The organism is Eubacterium sp. F2, from assembly GCF_046244355.1.
Taxonomy (GTDB): Bacteria; Bacillota; Clostridia; order Peptostreptococcales; family Anaerovoracaceae; genus Aminicella.
Map to the genome: position 1 here is coordinate 1,832,414 of NZ_CP176393.1, position 16,197 is coordinate 1,848,610.

Here is a 16,197-nt window from a genome sequence, read left to right on the forward strand (position 1 = left end):
AAAGAAACGGCGATAGAATCGTTTGTTTTGTTATGCAAATTGAAAGAAAGTTAAGTATTCTACACTCAATAATACATTACAGTAGCCTGATATATAACAAAAGGTAATAATAGTATTTGTTTTTGAGCCGTAAGAATTTACTTTCTTGCGGCTTTTAATATTTGTAAAAGAAAGGATGATAAAAGTGATAGATAGCGATACTATGTCATTCATGACAAAATCCATGCAAAGTTGGATAATATTATAGAGTATTTAATGCCGAAAACCGACTTTGCTTATAAGATTTTTATAATGTAAAGGAGGAAGAAATATATGTCTTTAATAAATGTTTCAAATCTAACTTTTTCATATGAAGGAAGTTATGATAATATTTTTGAAAATGTAAGTTTTCAGATAGATACAGATTGGAAACTCGGTTTTATTGGAAGAAACGGACGTGGTAAAACTACTTTCTTAAATCTACTGCTTGGTAAATATGCGTATTCCGGCAATATAAGGTCTACAGTTAAATTTGAATATTTTCCTTATGGTGTGAAAGATAAGAGTCTATATACAATTGAAGTAATGAAGAGTATTTGTACGGAATGTATGGATTGGGAGATTTTTCGTGAAATATCATTGCTTGATGTTCAAGAAGATGCTTTATATCGTCCGTTTAATACACTGTCAAATGGTGAGCAAACAAAAGTCCTTCTTGCAGCTTTATTCCTTACATCGAGTTGTTTCCTGCTTATTGATGAACCTACAAACCATCTTGACATTGATGCGCGTAATGTGGTGCAAAACTACTTGAAACGTAAGAAGGGATTCATTTTGGTATCTCATGATAGAAGCTTACTTGATCAATGCGTTGACCATATACTATCCATCAATAAAACGAGTATTGAAATCCAAAAAGGAAATTTTACTTCTTGGTGGGAAAACAAAACGTTACAAGATAATTTTGAACTGACAGAAAACAAGAAACTCCTTAAAGAAATAGGAAGGTTGTCTAATGCAGCAAAACGCAGTTCAAACTGGTCAGATAAAGTAGAAAAAAGTAAACATGGAACAACAAACTCTGGTTCAAAACTGGATAAGGGTTATGTCGGACATAAGGCTGCAAAAGCGATGAAACGTGCCAAAAATATTGAGTCAAGACAGCAGGAAGCTATTTCGCAAAAATCCGAACTGCTCCACAACATTGAACAATATGACGACTTGAAAATTTCGCCACTTGATTTTCACAAGGAGTGTCTTATAGAAGCAAATGATTTATCATTGTTTTATGGGGATAAAGAAGTATGCAGTGATCTTAATTTCAGAGTCAATATGGGTGATAGAGTTGCCATTATCGGGAAAAATGGGAGTGGTAAGTCTAGTATCCTAAAATTGATTAATGGAGATGATATTAAATTTACCGGAAATTTAATGTTAGCAAGTGGACTAAAAATTTCTTATATTTCGCAAGATACTTCATATTTAATAGGTAATCTATCTGAGTTTGCCTATAATAATAAAATCGATGAAACGCTATTTAAAACGATTCTTCGTAAATTGGATTTTAATAGAGAACAGTTTGATAAGAACATGGAGGATTTTAGTGCTGGACAGAAAAAGAAAGTACTAATTGCTAAAAGCCTTTGTGATAGCGCACATTTGTATATATGGGATGAGCCTTTGAACTATATTGATATTTTTTCACGTATTCAAATTGAAAAAATGATTTTGGAATATTGCCCTACACTATTGTTTGTAGAGCATGATGATGCCTTTTGTAATAATATTTATACGAAAAATATTAATTTGAACGGAGGGATTACATGGTAAGTAAAACTGATGCTATTGAGATAATAACATACGCTGAAGAAAGTGGAATTAACGTATGGATTGATGGTGGTTGGGGAGTAGATGCATTATTAGAAGAAGAAACAAGAGAACACAACGATATTGATTTATTTGTGGAAGAAAGTAATAGTAAAAAGTTTATTGAAATAATAAAAGAAAAAGGCTTTGCGGAAGTTACAGAAGCATATACCACCACATCTCACACAGTTTGGAAGGATACTAAAGGTAGGATAATTGATCTTCATATATTTAAATTCAACGAACAAGGATACATTGTTTTTGAAGGTGAAGCATATCCTCCAAAAGTGTTTAGTGGTATTGGGAAAATAGGCGATAAAAAGGTCAGATGTATTGACGCTGAAAATCAAGTATTATTTCATCTAGGCTATGAGCATGATGAAAATGATATGCATGATGTAAAACTATTGTGCGAGAGATTTGATATTCCTGTTCCGAGTGAATACAAGTAACTAACATATTCTATTTTAAAGCTGAGAGAACATTTAATTTAACTAGACTAAAATAATGGATATGTTCCCGTCTACCGATAGCACCAAAAACACTGTGGATATGTTTCCGAGAACGGGCAAACTCAAATGACATTCATTCTGTCCTCTCGGGCCACGTTGAGACGGTAGTATTGATGTCAAGGGTCGAAGGAAAATAGCCGCGAAAGCCCAGTAATACTGCGGTTTTCGGGTAATCGGGCAAATTCGGCGTCGGGCAGTACGAACGCTTCTCGGTAACTCATCAAAGGGCAAATCAGCTCAAAAAGTGTGAGAGTTGAGTTGCCACGATAGATGTCACTATGTTGAGTTGCCGAGTTAGATGTTGGGGAGCTGTGGCTGTGAGATAGATGTCGGAAAAAGGCTCCCGTACTGCCATCATCGGCGGCGGAGAGCTTCGTTGTATTTGTTCTCAAACAAAACGATCTACTCCATTAGCGGTGTTGTTTCTATGAAAAAAGAGCTGATTTCTTCAGGTGAATAGTTCTTGTTTCTCGTCCACCATCTCACCGTCTCAGCGAAATCACAAACCATGTGATTCATAATGTAATCACGTGGAGCGATTCCGCTTGCGGATTCACCGGACCTGGAAAAAAGTTCTTTCAGGTATATCTTAAAATAACTCATAAAGATCTCGCCACTTTCTCCGGACAGAATGCCGGGAAGATAGTCCATATGGTCCTGTAGATGATATAGGATGTGTGTAATTTTAGCTTTTGTATCATGGCTTTCTGAAAAATCATGATTTTTTTCCTTGCCAAGATCTTCTGAAAAAACGTGTTCAAAGATTTCTGAACAGAGACTCCTCAAAAGATCGTCTTTCGTTTCAAAGTGCGCATAGAAAGTAGTTCTGCCTATATCAGCTAAGTCAGTAATCTCCTGCACAGAAATTTTGGTATATGCTTCATGCTTCAGCAATTCAGTAAATGCTCGAAAAATAGCTTCTCTTGTTTTCTTTTGTCTGCGATCCATACTCATCACTCCCGTACAGTTTTATCGTATTGTAAAGTTAAATGAAAGTTGAGGACCCGTCAGCCCTTCTGGTACAATGGTTTTGTCACAAAACACTGTACTCCCGAAAGGAGACGAGTCCTCATGGCAAAATCATACCAGATTTGCTGCCCGAAATGCAACAACCATCAAAACTTTTATCGTTATGGCAAAGATAAATATGGGAATCAGAAATATCTTTGCCGCGTATGCGGGTATCAATTTGCGCCGGATAACCCTGCGACCGGCAAGCTCGGCAGACCGCATATTCGTTCTTATCCGACCTGCCCTGTCTGCGGAAAGGCCATGTTCCTCCACCACGACCACAAGTATTACTCAAATTACCAGTGCTGCGACAAGAAATGCGGCCATTCCATTTTCGTCCCGAAGCCGGCAGCCATTTCAGCGCCTTCCATGTCCAAGTTGTCGGGAAAAACCGATTTCAAGCGAATGCGCTATCCTGTGCATGTCATTCTGACGGCGCTGTCGATGTTCTATATGGGAAAGAACTCTTTCCGGAATATCGCCTTGATTCTGCGGGTCGTTATGAATATCCGGGTTTCTCACACTACCATCAGCAACTGGTGTACGAAGTTCGCACCTTTGTTTCAAAACATTTCGCTCCAGCTGATCCCGACGCTCAATTTTAACTCCGACGAGTGGCACGCGGATGAAACCGTCGTGAAAATCCGCGGCGTCAAGTATTACCTCTGGCTGATCGTGGACAGCGAGACCCGTTTCGTCCTTGGATTTCACCTGTCCCGGCACAGGGACAGCCCTCAGGCTTTTTCCTTACTGAATTCCGTCAAGCATCTCGGCAAGCCCGGGGCCGTTGTCACCGACCGTTACAGCGCCTACAAAGTCCCGGTGAAAGCCGTCCTGGGCGTCAGACATATCCGGGTTCAGAGTTTCCGCGACGACATTACCAACAATCTGATCGAATGCTTTAACAAGCAGTTCAAAGCCTGGTACAAAACTAAACAAGGGTTCGCTTCTTTCGATTCCGCCAACAACCTCATCTCGCTTTTCCTTTTCTTCTACAATTTCGTCCGTCCCCATTCCGCACTCGACGGCCTTACCCCGGCCCAGGTTGCCGGCCTTCAACTTCCACCCAAAAGCAAATACAGGCTTTTGCTTGTCGCTTGATGAAATTCCTTGTTCCTCAGCGCTATTCTTTCATGTTTACTTTACAGAGCCAGTTTTATTCTTTTGTTCTGTAACGAACAAACCAATGGTTTTGATTATTGTTTAAATGGTGCAAGTAAATATAATGAAAAAGAACATACTGTTCTGTAACAAATATATTGTACGAAAGAGAACACCATGTGTCAAGGAGGGACATATGCTAAATCATTGGCTTGAAAATGAACCGAAAGAGACTTTAGTATGCGCGGTGATCTCGGTAATTTCTCTTGTACTTAGCATTACCGGCGCATTAATGAATTTATTGCCCTTTGATATTGCCTGGATGGCCATTATTCTTTGCGGGATACCGATTCTTGTGGGAGCTTTCAAAGGAGTTATTTGTGAACATGATATTAAAGCGGATCTCCTTGTTTCGCTGGCACTAATAGCTTCTGTAGCGACAAAAGAATTTTTCGCTGCAGGTGAAGTTGCGCTGATTATGCAGATCGGTTCCCTTCTGGAAGACTATACTTCCGGAAAAGCGAGAGAAGGTATAGAGAAGCTCATTAACATCAGGCCTCAGACGGCTCGTGTGCTGCGTGATGAAATTGCAACAGAAATCCCGGTGGAGCAAGTCAAGGTCGGGGATGTTATAAGTGTTATCGCTGGAGAGACGGTGCCTGTAGACGGTACGATTCTGGAGGGTGAAACTTCAATTGACCAGTCAGTTATGACCGGAGAAAGCATTCCGGTGGATAAGGCAGCAGGCGATACGGTTTCCAGCGGAACGATCAATCAGTTTGGAACTTTTATAATGCGCGCCGATTCGATCAGTGAGAACAGCTCTTTACAGAGAATGGTTCGTCTTGCGGAGGAAGCAGAAGAAAACAAAGCACCTATTGTTACGGCAGCAGATCGTTGGGCAACATGGCTTGTTGTGATCGCACTGTCATGTGCCATTATCACATGGATCGTTACCGGACAATTCATGAGAGCTGTTACAGTTCTGGTCATTTTTTGCCCTTGTGCCTTTATTCTGGCGACGCCTACTGCGGTCCTTGCCGGTATCGGAAATGCTGCAAAGTACGGAATCGTTGTTCGATCCGGTGATGCAGTGGAGCGGCTGTCAACAATTAAAAGAGTTGCATTTGACAAAACCGGTACTATTACATACGGAAAACCACAGGTAACAGCTTTTGTATCTGTTGATAAGGCATATTCTGATAATGGGATCCTCAGAATCGCGGCATTGGCGGAGCAAAAATCTGAGCATCCTCTTGGAAAGGCAATCTGGGACGCATATGAGAAGAGTGGCGGGAAGAATGAGGCTATTTCTGATTTTCGTGTTATTGCTGGTCAGGGAATTTCAGCGGTAGTTGATGGAAAGACAGTCCGTGCCGGAAAAGAGGGCTTCATGAAAGAACAGGGCGTAGATATCAGCGCCTGTTCAGACGCTTGCAAACCTGAACTTGACAAGGGTGCGACCGCAGTCTATATAGCAACCGACAAAACTCTTATCGGCTTCATAGCTCTTCGTGACACAGTGCGTGAAGACGCAAAAGCAACGATTGAGAAACTAAAATCCATTGGTATAACGCCAATGCTGCTGACGGGTGATAACGAACAAGCCGCGTCAGCGATTGCCGGCAATGTAGGAATCAACGATGTTCGCGCTAATCTCTTACCAGAAGAAAAAATGAATATTATCAAGAGCTATTCCGTAGGAGCAGATCCGATCTGCATGATCGGTGATGGCGTAAATGATGCACTCGCCTTAACAAGTGCTGACGCGGGAATTGCGATGGGCGGTATTGGTTCGGATATCGCGGTGGAATCGGCTGATGCTGTTCTTGTCAGCGATGATATTAAACGTCTTCCGTACCTGTTCAACCTGATGCAGAAGGTCATGCGGAAGGTTCATGTAAATATCATTGCTTCTCTCGTCATCAATCTGGCAGCGGTAGTACTCTCTGCAATCGGCATTCTTACTCCCGTTACCGGGGCTTTATGGCATAACTGTGGATCAGTATTTGTGGTAGTAAATGCAGCATTTCTGCTACACTTAAAAGATGAATAATTCTTTCTGTAGATAACGTGACAAAGGCTCCTACACTGCCATCAGCGGTAGCGAGGGAGCCTTGTTTTATGCTTCGATATCGATTGTGATGCCGGATTTGAATTCCACAGAGAAGTGGTCATCGTAAACGGTGATCTGCTGGATCAGCTTTCGGACGAGGCTTTCGTCGAATTCGGTGATTTCGGATTGCTGACCTCCGATGAAGTTCTGCAGCTCGGCGATGCGCTTCCGAGTCTCCTCGCGGCTGCGGGTGTCTGCCTCGGCCTGTGATTTCTGCTCGCGCAGCGTAAAGATTTCATCGGCGATGGCATCGTAGTCCTGCTTGCTGTTGGCCTTTCGGATGAGCTCCTTCTGCAGCTTATCGAGCCTGGCCTGGATACCGTCCGGGCTCATTGTGTCGGCGTCCATTATCGCTTTTGCGATGTTCTCCTGCATCTGCCGGATGAAGCCGTCCTTGCCGTTGAGTATTTGGTTGAACGCCTTGGTTGTGACTTTCTGCAGGAGTTCTTCCTTGACGGTCCGGCTGGTGCAGTTCATGGCGGCGCGGCTGGGTTCAAGGCGGCTGATGCATCGCCAGACGATGCTTTTGCAGCCGTGGTTATTCCAGTGGACGCGCCGGTAGAGCTCGCCGCATTCTCCGCAGACGACCATCTGGGAGAAGCAGTTGTTGCCGGAGTAGATGCGCTTCTGACCGTTCGGCCCAGTGTGAACCTTCCTGCGTCGCACAAGCTCCGCCTGCACCTGCATGAAGATTTCCTTCGGAATGATGGCTTCATGGTCATCTTCCACATAGTATTGCGGCAGGGCTCCGGTGTTGCGTACGCGTTTCTTGGTGAGGAAGTCCGTGGTTACGGTTTTCTGAAGCAGGGCGTCGCCCATGTATTTCTCGTTTCGCAGGATCTTGTTGATGGTCGAGTCATACCATTTTGTCTTGCCCGCGCCGGTGAGGATGCCGTCCTGCTCCAGTCCCTCGGCGATCTTCTTCATGGAGAGACCTTCGAGGTACTCGCGGTAGATCCGCTTGACGACCTCCGCCTGTTCCGGGTCGATGACGAGGTGCCCGTCGCCGTCCTTGGTATATCCGAGGAAGTGATTGTGGTTGACCTGTACCTTTCCCTGCTGGTAGCGGTACTGTAGTCCGAGCTTCACGTTCTGGGAAAGGGACTGGGATTCCTGCTGCGCGAGGCTTGCCATGATGGTGATCAGAACCTCGCCCTTGGAGTCCATCGTGTTGATGGATTCCTTCTCGAACCAGACCGCGATGTTCTTGTCCTTGAGGCAGTCGAGCGTGTTGCGGGCGAATCGGCTGATGCTCTTGGTGATGATCATGTCGATGTTTCCGGACATGCATTCGTCGATCATGCGGTTGAATTCATCACGCTTCTTTGTGTTGGTGCCGCTGATTCCGTCGTCGGCGAAGATTCCGGCGAGTTCCCATTCCGAGTGGCTTTTGATGTACTCCGTGTAGTGGGAGACCTGCGTTTCGTAGCTGGTTTCCTGTTCGTCAGAGTCGGTGCTTACACGGCAGTATGCGGCTACACGCAGCTTTGGCTTTTCCGATTTCTTAACGCTGTTTCCGACCTGTTTTCTGGCGGGGATAATGGTTACGTTTGCCATTTAATTCACCTCGCTTTCAATCAGGCTGTATAAATACTCGGCCTGCTGCTCTGGGTTTTCAAAGGACCGATCCGCTGGGAGACGGTGAAAGCGTGTCGGAGGGATGCGCTCTGGCTTTTCCTTGCTTTTTCCTTTTGTCCGCCCCATCTTTCTGGCTCTCCGCATCCGTTCTTCCGCGGCCTGCTTAAAGGTAGAGGGATCGATAAGAGCAGGGTAGAAATCGTCTCCCAGGTAATGCCGGTTCTCAAGGATCCGACTGACAGACCCATGCCAGGCATCGATCCCAGCCTCTTTGGCGGCTTTCGACAGGGTCATGCCGGAGAGGTAGTTTTGGTAAAGCATCCTGATTTTCTCTGCCGCTTTTTGATCGATCACAGCGGCACCGTTTTTTATTTCATATCCGTACATGTTCAAATCCTTTCCGTTAAATCGAGTCCGCATTTCAGGTTGAAGATAAGTTCATTTCTGGTTTGTACTGTGATTCTGCTTACGAACTGTTCAAAGAGCTCTTTGTCGAAATCATCCAGCATGACGCCTTTTTCGGTGAACCGCAGGAGTGAAAAGGCAGCGGAAGCTATAGCAGCTTCACTTGAGGCCGAATGGGAAAGTGTTTCTTTTTCCTTCCGGAGCGCTCCAGCTTCCTTTCTAAGGGCGTTTGTTTCCTTAAAGCAGATTGCCTGGCTGATGATGCCGTCTGCCAATAGTTTTGTCAGGGTTTGCCGCTTCTCGGTGTTCTGCGCAAGATCGGTTTCGATCTGCTGGATTCTTCGGAGAGCGTCGTCTCTTGAGGAATTTCGGAGCGCCTCCGCATAAGGGCGGAGGACCGTTCTTCTAGAGAAAACGAGCTTGTTGATCATGGTGACAAAGGCGTATTGAATCGCATCGTCCCGGATAAACTTCATGCTGCATTTTTCTTTGTCGGTGATATGGGTCTGGCAGCTCCAGACCGCGTAGCGGTTGAGACTGCTGGAGCAGATTCTTCTTCGAAACACGCCGCCGCACTCGCTGCAGATAATTTTTCCGGAAAAAGGGTAGCGCTTCTGGTATTTACGGCATTGGCTTTGGATTCCTTTTTCTTCTGCATGCTGATGAATCAGTTTCTGCGCAGCATCGAACTCTTCGTGGCTGATGATCGCCTCGTGGTGGTTATGGCAGAGGTACATCGTCTGTTCTCCATGATTGTGGTGCCGGTTAAACTCAGAATCGGTCCAGGTCTTTTGAAACAGGCAGTCTCCCGTGTACTTTTCGTTTGTGACCATTCCCCGAAGCGTGCTTTCTGACCATCTGCCGCCGCGTTTACTTGGGATTTTCTTTTCATTCAGATCCTTTGCGATGGCGGTCATTCCTTTTCCTGAAAGAAGGGAAGTGAAGATCCCTTTTACAATTTCTGCCTGAGATGGATTCACAGACATCTTTCCATCTTTCCAGTCGTAGCCGTAGGGCACGCTTCCTGCTTTAAAGGTGCCGCTTTCAAACCGTTTTTGAATGGACCATTTGCTGTTCTGAGAAATAGACGATGATTCATCCTGAGCCATACTCGAGAGGAGGGAAAGCAGCAGCTCGCTTTCCATGGTTCCGGTGTCGATGTTTTCTTTTTCAAACCAGATCGGAATGTGAAGCGACAAAAGTTCACGTACCAGCTGAAGACAGTCTGCCGTGTTCCTTGAGAAGCGGCTGATCGACTTAGTGATCACGAAGTCGATTTTTCCTTCCTTGCAGTCTTTCATTAAACGCATTAGCTCCGGGCGCTTGTCTTTCTTTGTCCCGGTGATGCCTTCGTCAAAGTAAAGCCCTGCAAACAATAGATCTGGTCTTGCTGCGATGTAGCTTTCGTAGTGCTGTTTCTGCGTTTCTAGGCTTTCCAGCTGCGCGTCCATATCGGTGGACACGCGGCAGTAGGCAGCCGTCCTAAGTCTTTTCTTTGCTCTTGTTTCTTCTATTTTTGTTACTTTCTTCAATATGGTTACCTCCTTGCTTTTGTCTATTCATCACTCTGAATCGGGAATTTATCAAGCTTTATCTGGATAGATTTCCGCAAGCAGGGGAGGAAAGGTCTTAAAATTGATGTCGGATAACCGATTGAACTCTTCAATGCTGATCAGACCAGAATCCAAGAGAAGCTCTGCGATTTTCTGCGCTCTCTGGTAGTTTAGTTCGTCCTGCAGTTTTTCTTTCGTATAGTATGTTTCACTCATTTTCGGAAGCCTCCTTACAGGTCTTCCGTCAAAAGAAAATCAGAAGTCCGTACTCGGGACTTCTGAAAATCTAGTCTTTTTTGTAGAACACGCATTCGTATCCGTCTGCCCGAAGGAGAAGCCCGGGCGCCCAGGGAGGCGTCCTTCCCATCAGGTCACAGATCTCTTTCACCTCAGTTTCCATCGGGCACTCAATAATCAGCTCATCGTGAACGTGGGCGACAATAGAGCAGTCTGAGAGGGTGCGCATGGCATAGCAGAGGATGTCTCTTGCAATAGCCTGGATGATGTTCTCCACGAACTTTGGCCCGTAAGACTCAATCCGCTCCCACTTTTTCGCTTGCCCAACTCCCATGTAGGTGACAGATTCTTCTCCAAACCGGTTCTCACCAATCTGAGGCTTCACATAGGAAAGTCTCCGGCCTGATGGCAGGGTGATAAAGAGCATCTGGCTTTGGCATTTGATCGTCAGGCTATGGGTTTTCGTCACTGCCTTGTTTTTCACTGCCGTCTTGACCGCTCGGTCCACATCCCACCAGAGTTTTACGATATTAGGATTGGCTTTTCGCCATGATGAAACAATGCCAGGAAGTTCGTCTTCGGTAAGGCCCATCTCTAAAGCGCCCATAGCCTTTAGCGCTCCTACAGATCCTCCGTAACCGCAGTTATGAACTAATTTCCCCGATACGGTAAAACGATGATTCGGTCCGGCATTTCGTATGTCATAAACTCTAACCTTGCCTCGATGAGCCGCCAGTTTTTCCTCTTTTCCTTGACTGCCTGCTCTGCACTTTCTATAATTCCGGCTCGGTCCAATCCCTGACTCAGCTTTTTGACCACAACACTTCTGGCGTAGGGCCAGTATTTCTGTTGGAATTCGCTTAATACAGTATTTCTTCTGTTTGCCTGGTTCTGCCTGTGAGTTACGAACCGGATATTTCCGGGTGCATAATTTCCATTGTTGTTGATCCGGTCGATTTCCATTTCCCGGCTTGGAAGTCCGAAAGTACGAATAAGATAAAGTCCTGCTTCTGTTACTGACTCGAATTCGAATTTTATTCCGCGGCCTCCGTAGTTTTGAAAATTTCTGTCCTTTGGATTTGTGCATCTCTGCCTTGCAGCGGTAAGCCGTCTGTCCAGCCATTTCGGTATTTTCCTTGGTTGAGAGCAATGCTGACAGCCCTTGGATTTTCCGTTTCTCAGATTTCCAAGATCCGTCCACTGAATTCTTCCGCAGCCAGTGCACTGGGTTAATACGTAGCAGTGATTCCATGTTTGGTTCCATCTCTTTTGAGGACTGATGATTTTCACCCAGCCATATTGCCTGCCCACTATTTCCGGTTTTGATGAGATGTGCGCCGCTTCTGGCGGCTTCTGCAAGGTATACTGGCCGAGGTTTCCCTTCGATGAATACGAGATGGTCTGGTGTTGCGGTAAGTCCTTCATAGGTAATCACCTCTCTTCTTCCTCTGTAGATAACGCCGTCATGCTTTACCCAGGATATTCCATCCCATAGAAGGTCATCCTTGGTTACTTTTTCTATTGGTCTTAAGCCATGGTTTGTAAGGACTTTTTCTCCTTCTGCAATGCAGGCGAGAACCGCGATTTTTCCTTTCTGCCGAAGCTCTCCGTTGATGCCGTGCTTCACCACGGGAACTCCAAACATGGCAGAAGCGGTGGAGCAGTAGATATCTTCACCCTTAGCAAAGGCATCCATTGTGTGGGTTTCTTTTGCCAGCCAGGCGAGGACTCTAGCTTCAATGGAGGAAAAGTCCGAAACGATGAACTTGTAGCCGTCGCGAGGGATAAAAGCAGTGCGGATCAGCTGGCTTAAGGTATCTGGGATGTCGTCATAGAGTAACTTAAGACTTTCGTAATCACAGGTTTTCACCATATCTCTTGCTTCTTTTAAATCTGGCATTGTGTTTCTTGGAAGGTTCTGAAGCTGAATGAGGCGCCCGGAAAATCTTCCGCTCCGGTTGGCTCCGTAGAACTGAAACATCCCGCGAGCTCTCTGATCTGTGCAGGCTGCGTTTTCCATGGCCTGGTATTTTCGCACAGAGGATTTCGCGAGCCTTTGCCGGAGCTTCAGGACTTCCTGAATGTCTGGTGGCGCAGTTTTGATCAGCTCTGCTACCGCTTTCTTTCCAAGGGTATCTGTCGTAATCCCACGTTTTCTTAGCCAGCTTTTCATCTGCATCACGCTGTTTGGGTTTTCCAGCCCAGTCAGGTCCTTGAGCTTTCTTGTCAGCTGCTCTTTTGACTTTTCATCGATTGCAATGGCGTACTGAACGAGCGTCTGGTCAATTCTGATCCCGCGGTCGTTGATTTTCTGATCTAAGCAGTATTCTTCCCAGACGAAATCTGGGACAGGGTAGTTAGAGAGTTTCTTTTGGATGGACATTTCCACTTCTACATCCCGTTTGTTATATGCTTTAAAGAGATCCCACTTGTCAAGTGCGTCAGAAGGGAGGTTCCTTGTCCTACCTCTGTTTGTCTTTGTCGGCGTGCAGGGCATGCAGAAATAGCGAATTAAGTTTTTTCCTTCTGTCAGTTTTTGTTCTTCTAATCCTAAGGCTGCGCCAGCTCCCTTTAAAGATAATGGAAGACCAAGATAAGCCGACCAGATCATGGAGCAGCGCCAGCTCTTTGGATTTAGATACTTTGTGGTAATTTTTCCTGGGTAATAACGATGAAGATAGTTAGATAAACAGATTCTCTCAAAGTTTGCATTAAAGGCCCATTTGGTAACCGCATCGTCTGTCAGAGCGTCCAAGATTTCTCTTGAAAGTTTACCTTTTGCCGTTAGATCCACGACATGTACAGGCTCATCGTCCATGGCGTAACCAAAGAGCAGGATCTCAAAATCAGGAGCCTCTGCGTAGCGGTAGACGCCAGACTTGCTTAGGTTGATGCTGGAATAGGTTTCGATATCGATATGAAGTGTTTTCATGTTTTCACCTCAGAAAAAAGGGCAGCAAGAAAATCTCGCCGCCCTTTGTAGTCTTATGCGTCACGTTCGTTCTGCCGGAGCGCTCTTCTTGCTGCTTTCCTTTTATCCTCCCGGATCAAATCAAGAAGAAGTTTAAACCCAAGGAACGTAAAGGTCAGCAATAGAAGGCTGAAGCTGAGGACAAGAATCGTGAAGAGAATTGCGGGTAGGTTCATATATCCTCCTTATCTATGCCAGGAAATCATCTTCAGAACTTTCCAGAGCGGTGAAGTCATCTGCTGCATTGCTATGGCCGCCAAGGGGCTCTCCGTCACGTACTTTCTGTATGTTTCCTAAGCCGCAGGCAACGCCTTTGTTTCCGTTGGTGTTGAAGGCGTAGAAGTTGATGGAGACTCTGGCGTAAACCCCGCTGTAGACTTCCGAGCGGTCCAGAATCGGCTGGACTCTACCGTCTACGATCTGAGGCGGCGTCATACTGTTCGCATTGATAAAGTAGCTATTTGCGTAAGCCGGGTCATCTTTTTCCGTGTCGCCATCCCGAAGAGGGAGCTTCAGCGCTGCTTTATTTGGCTTTTTTCCTCCGAACTTTCCGATGCCTTCTTCAATGGCGGCATCGACGGCCTTGTTGATTTTCTCAATGGTCTCCTTATCTTCTTTAGAGATGATCAGGGAGGTGCTGTATTTTTCCTTTCCTCCATTGATGGATTTTGGTTCCCACACGTTTGCGTAGGAGAGTCTGACGGTACCGGTTACGACTTTTGTTCTGTTCTTCATTTTTCTTCCTCCAATGTTTGAAATTCTTCTTTTGCATTTGCGATGTTTACTTCTGGCCTTTTATCACTGCTTGGCACCAGCGTCAGTTTCCCAGGGGGCTTCATGATTAAGCCTCCTAAGACATCTTGAAAGGTCTTCTTTCCCATCAGCTTTTCCATTTCGGTGATGGAAATCAATTTTCTGCTATAGATATCGTGAAAGCCTGCCTTTTCTGCTGCCTTGATCACGGCGCTTTCATCTTTGTATCTGCGATTGCTTCTTCCATGAACGAGCTTCCAGTTTTTCCATTTCTTCCCGTGGTGGATCGCCATGTCTGAGGCGTAGGCCGTGACATCATTTGCCCATTTGGTGAGCCTTGGAAGCTGAGGCAGGATCTCTTCAATCTCTTCGTCTGAGAGCTTTGGCGGAAGGGCAAATTCCTTCCTGGCAAGGGAAAGATTTACTTCTGCTCTTGCCCGGCACTTGACCGAAGCCTTACAGAAGAGACACCAGTCGCCGCAGCAGAAATCTCCAGTTCCTTCATCTGCTAATTTCGCTTTAGGCTTTAACTCTTCTTTGGCCCATTTCTTTAGCTCTTTTACAGACTCGGTCCAGGTGCTGATGTTTTCCCGCCGCGGCTGAAAGATTGTCATGGCGACTTCCGTGAAATCATAGAGGTGTTCGTACAAGTCGAGTGCTCCAAGGGCATACAGCTTCATCTGTGGATTTTCTTCTGCTTTAACGACAATTCCCTGGCCGTACTTAAAGTCGATGACATGGAGCCTATTGTCTGACACGATGATGCAGTCTGAGGTGCCAAAGGATCCAGGAACGTATCTTGTCAGATCTAATTTTGTCTCCACATAGACTTTCGCGTCCGGACAAGTCTGTTTCTCTTTCTCCCATTGCTCCAAGATGTAGTCCCGGTAGTCGTCGGTGCAGCTTTCCATCTCGTCTGAATCAAAGCTAGATATTGGTCTTCGGCTTCTCATCTTTAAAGCCCTTTTAAGCTTGTGCTCGGCCAGTGCGTGAGCCGCTGTTCCTTCCGCCGCGGCAGGCGTTTCTTTATCTGTGAACTCAAGCTCAAACCTAGGCGCTCTGGTGCAGTGAAGCCATCTTTCCGCGCTGGAAGGGGAGAGAATGGCGTGGGTTCTAGCTGGCACTTCCAAACACCTCCGCTTCTTTCAGCATCTCGCTGTAGTGTGAGGGATCGATAGCGGAGAGCTTGTCCGCACCGTAACTTTTTATGAGAGCACGGACCTTGTCCCCATAGCCCTCTCTGGATTTTGCGGCGAGAACGGCCCGGATGTCGGAAAGCTGAATATTGTCTTCTTTCTTGACTTCAGCGCTTTTTTCCATCGGCGCATTCACGATCCGCTCTAAGTCGTCTGCAGTTTCCCGGATGTGTTTAATCAGGCTGGTTAAATCGTCTTTTCGGATAATCATTACTTCTCCTTTCCTGAGTGTTTGTTTTACCTTACATATCCTCCGTCAAAGGAAAACCCGAAATCCGTACTCGCAGGAAGAAAAAAGTTTGATCAAAAAAGACAAACCGTGCCTGTTCCAGTGATCCAGTATTCCAGTGAATTCTTTATATAGCGTATATATGTATATATGTGTCTATATGGGTATATATCTCTATTTTTATTTTTAATAGAAAATACTGGAACAGTGGAATAGAGCAGCCGGGAAGCATTGAAAACACTGAGAGGAAAGTCGATCCAGAAAAGCTGATCCAGTGTTGTAATCACTGGAACTGGAATGCGTGAAGGTAATCCAGTTGGGGGACGGAGAGCAAGGACGGAACAGGGGTGATTTTTGGGTGTTGAATAAATTGACTCGGCAAGGTGTCATCGCTAAAATGAAATCAGGTAAGGATTTACCGCTTTGAAAAAAGACCTAAAGCAGCGGGAGGCTGATGGCAGTGATTAGAGAAAGCGATGTTTATCCTAAGATTTGTCCGATTTGCGGAAAGAGTGTGATTGAAGAAGAGGATGATATTTGTCCGGTCTGTTATTGGCAAAGCGACCCGGTGCAGGAGGACGACCCGACCTATGCAGGCGGCGCTAATAATTTAAGCTTGAACCAGTACAGAGAAGAGTATCGGAAGAAATCCGTAACCTTTAATAAATGAGGAGTAGCAAGACTCAGAGA

Annotated in this window: 15 protein-coding genes; 5 read left to right on the top strand and 10 right to left on the bottom strand. The window is 45.6% G+C overall.

Annotated elements, in window-relative coordinates:
- The first annotated feature begins 312 nt into the window (after nucleotides 1-312).
- Nucleotides 313-1,809 carry an ABC-F type ribosomal protection protein Lsa(E) gene (lsa(E), locus tag ACI77B_RS07745; protein WP_337487789.1) on the top strand — a complete coding sequence of 499 codons (1,497 nt, stop codon included), beginning with the start codon at nucleotides 313-315 and terminating at the stop codon, nucleotides 1,807-1,809.
- On the top strand, nucleotides 1,803-2,297 hold the full coding sequence (locus ACI77B_RS07750) for a nucleotidyltransferase domain-containing protein (protein WP_409336279.1): 495 nt from the start codon (nucleotides 1,803-1,805) through the stop codon (nucleotides 2,295-2,297). The genes lsa(E) and ACI77B_RS07750 overlap by 7 nt, the downstream gene beginning before the upstream one ends.
- Nucleotides 2,298-2,759: 462 nt before the next feature.
- Here ACI77B_RS07750 and ACI77B_RS07755 read toward each other — a convergent pair whose 3' ends face one another.
- Nucleotides 2,760-3,305 (bottom strand): TetR/AcrR family transcriptional regulator, encoded by a 546-nt coding sequence (locus ACI77B_RS07755; protein ID WP_409336280.1) that lies wholly within the window; start codon nucleotides 3,303-3,305, stop codon nucleotides 2,760-2,762.
- Nucleotides 3,306-3,428: 123 nt separating this feature from the next.
- Between ACI77B_RS07755 and ACI77B_RS07760 the strand changes: the two genes are divergently transcribed.
- Together ACI77B_RS07760 and ACI77B_RS07765 are read left to right on the top strand one after the other, a co-directional pair.
- Entirely contained in the window at nucleotides 3,429-4,469 is a 1,041-nt protein-coding gene (locus ACI77B_RS07760; RefSeq protein ID WP_409336281.1) for an IS6 family transposase, read from the top strand.
- Between the two features lie 196 nt (nucleotides 4,470-4,665).
- Nucleotides 4,666-6,525: a heavy metal translocating P-type ATPase gene (locus ACI77B_RS07765; RefSeq protein WP_409336282.1), complete on the top strand. Its 1,860-nt coding sequence runs from the start codon at nucleotides 4,666-4,668 to the stop codon at nucleotides 6,523-6,525.
- Nucleotides 6,526-6,591: 66 nt separating this feature from the next.
- Here the strand turns inward: ACI77B_RS07765 and ACI77B_RS07770 are convergent, their stop codons facing one another.
- The 9 genes from ACI77B_RS07770 to ACI77B_RS07810 form a co-directional block, all read right to left on the bottom strand.
- The gene (locus ACI77B_RS07770; protein ID WP_409336283.1) at nucleotides 6,592-8,142 is read right to left on the bottom strand and encodes a recombinase family protein; all 1,551 of its coding nucleotides are present in this window, start codon (nucleotides 8,140-8,142) and stop codon (nucleotides 6,592-6,594) included.
- A complete protein-coding gene (locus ACI77B_RS07775) occupies nucleotides 8,143-8,550 on the bottom strand; it encodes an integrase (RefSeq protein ID WP_409336284.1) in 408 nt (135 codons plus the stop codon).
- A gap of 2 nt (nucleotides 8,551-8,552) precedes the next feature.
- Nucleotides 8,553-10,100 (bottom strand): recombinase family protein, encoded by a 1,548-nt coding sequence (locus ACI77B_RS07780; protein WP_409336285.1) that lies wholly within the window; start codon nucleotides 10,098-10,100, stop codon nucleotides 8,553-8,555.
- A 51-nt stretch (nucleotides 10,101-10,151) separates the two neighbouring features.
- On the bottom strand, nucleotides 10,152-10,337 hold the full coding sequence (locus ACI77B_RS07785) for an SHOCT domain-containing protein (protein WP_409336286.1): 186 nt from the start codon (nucleotides 10,335-10,337) through the stop codon (nucleotides 10,152-10,154).
- A gap of 70 nt (nucleotides 10,338-10,407) precedes the next feature.
- Nucleotides 10,408-13,290, bottom strand: coding sequence for a DNA polymerase (locus ACI77B_RS07790; RefSeq protein WP_409336287.1), 2,883 nt, complete (start codon nucleotides 13,288-13,290; stop codon nucleotides 10,408-10,410).
- A 53-nt stretch (nucleotides 13,291-13,343) separates the two neighbouring features.
- Nucleotides 13,344-13,505 carry a hypothetical protein gene (locus ACI77B_RS07795; RefSeq protein WP_409336288.1) on the bottom strand — a complete coding sequence of 54 codons (162 nt, stop codon included), beginning with the start codon at nucleotides 13,503-13,505 and terminating at the stop codon, nucleotides 13,344-13,346.
- Nucleotides 13,506-13,518: 13 nt separating this feature from the next.
- Complete coding sequence (locus ACI77B_RS07800) at nucleotides 13,519-14,064, bottom strand: DUF2815 family protein (protein ID WP_409336289.1); 546 nt, start codon at nucleotides 14,062-14,064, stop codon at nucleotides 13,519-13,521.
- Nucleotides 14,061-15,206: a DUF2800 domain-containing protein gene (locus ACI77B_RS07805; protein WP_409336290.1), complete on the bottom strand. Its 1,146-nt coding sequence runs from the start codon at nucleotides 15,204-15,206 to the stop codon at nucleotides 14,061-14,063. The genes ACI77B_RS07800 and ACI77B_RS07805 overlap by 4 nt, the downstream gene beginning before the upstream one ends.
- Nucleotides 15,196-15,489, bottom strand: coding sequence for a hypothetical protein (locus ACI77B_RS07810; protein WP_409336291.1), 294 nt, complete (start codon nucleotides 15,487-15,489; stop codon nucleotides 15,196-15,198). Before ACI77B_RS07810 ends, ACI77B_RS07805 begins: the two co-directional genes overlap by 11 nt.
- 472 nt (nucleotides 15,490-15,961) lie before the next feature.
- Here ACI77B_RS07810 and ACI77B_RS07815 point away from each other — a divergent pair, with 472 nt between their 5' ends.
- Nucleotides 15,962-16,177: a CPCC family cysteine-rich protein gene (locus tag ACI77B_RS07815; RefSeq protein ID WP_409336292.1), complete on the top strand. Its 216-nt coding sequence runs from the start codon at nucleotides 15,962-15,964 to the stop codon at nucleotides 16,175-16,177.
- Nucleotides 16,178-16,197: the final 20 nt, after the last annotated feature.